Annotated in this window: 2 protein-coding genes; both read left to right on the forward strand. The window is 70.8% G+C overall.

Annotated elements, in window-relative coordinates; all coding sequences use genetic code 11:
* Positions 1-553 (forward strand): RDD family protein (locus D7V88_RS41540; RefSeq protein WP_120545965.1); only part of this gene is annotated, 553 nt, incomplete at its 5' end.
* A gap of 50 nt (positions 554-603) precedes the next feature.
* A partial coding sequence (locus D7V88_RS41545; protein WP_504815089.1) for a GspE/PulE/PilB domain-containing protein occupies positions 604-1,316 on the forward strand: 713 nt, incomplete at its 3' end.

Genomic DNA, 1,316 nt, shown 5'->3' on the forward strand with positions numbered 1-1,316 from the left:
GTCCCGCATGGAAGCCGTGCCCTCCCCCACCGCCCCTTTGAAGTCGAAGTCGAAGCCCCCCGCGCCGGCTCCGGCCGCCGGAGAGGTGCACGCGCGCCCCGCGTCGCTGTGGCGGCGGCTGCTCTCCTTCACCGTCGACACCGCGGCCATTGGCGCCGTGGCGGCGGCCTACATCGTCCTCGCCTCGTCGGTGGCGGGCGTGAAGGGTCCCCAGCCGGGACTGACGGGGCTGGATGCCTTCGTTGCCTGGCTGCGCGCACTGCACACCGTGCTGCTGCCGGGCATGGTACTGGTGCTGGTGCTCGCCACCGTGTACTGCGCCGTCGCGGCCTTCCTCTGGAATGGGCGCACCCTGGGACGGTTGCTCCTGGGACTGCGGCTGGTGGACACCCACGGCATGGCGCCCACCCCGGGCCGGGCCATCTTCCGGGCGATGCTCGCCGGGCTTTCCTTCGTTCTCTTCCTGGGCGGGTTTTGGATGGCGCTGTTCGACCGACGCGGCCAGACCCTGCATGACAAGCTGACGTCCACCTTCGTCGTCCAACCGAGCTGAAACCGGCTCATTGTGCCTTGCGGCTGTGGCCGTAAGATGCCGCGGCCTTCATGCCTTCCCGTCTTGCCCAACACCTCGTCTCGCGCGGCCTCCTGAGCCAGGAGCAGGCCGGGGAGTTGTTGCGTCAACACCAAGCCCAGGGTGGCCACCTCGACACCGCGCTGATGGAGCGCGGTATGTCCGAACAGGACGTCCTCGCGATGCTCGGCGAGGCCTCCGGCTTCCGGCCCGTCAACCTGGTGGACTTCGAGCCCAACCAGGAGGTCGCCACCTTCATCCCTCCGAAAATCGCGGAGCGGCTGAGCGTGGTGCCGCTGTCCCTGGATGGCACGACGCTGCACGTGGCGTGCGCCTACCCGGTGCCGAAGAAGGAGCTCGACGAAGTCGGCTTCCTCCTGGGCAAGCCGCTGGAGCTCTGGGTCGCCATCGAGCTGCGGGTGCGCGAGTGGATCTCCATCATCTACCGCCAGCCGCTGCCGCCGCGCTTCGTCCAGTTGGGCGAGGCGCTCGTCGCGCAGCAGGCCGGGACCCACACCCCGCCGCCGCCTCCTCCTCCCGAGGACGAGTCGATGTCGGTGGACATGGTGGAGCAGCTCGCGCGCTCCGTCGCCCAGGAGCCCCTGGCGTCCGAGGCCCGGCCCGCCGCACCGCGTCCCCCCGAGCCCGCTGACATCCCGCCGCCCGCGTACGTGCGCGAGCCCCTGCGCCTCAACTCCTCCGCGGGCCCGGTCACGTCGGCCCGAGCGGTCCAGCGCCCTACCCC

This window comes from Corallococcus terminator, assembly GCF_003611635.1.
Taxonomy (GTDB): domain Bacteria; phylum Myxococcota; class Myxococcia; order Myxococcales; family Myxococcaceae; genus Corallococcus; species Corallococcus terminator.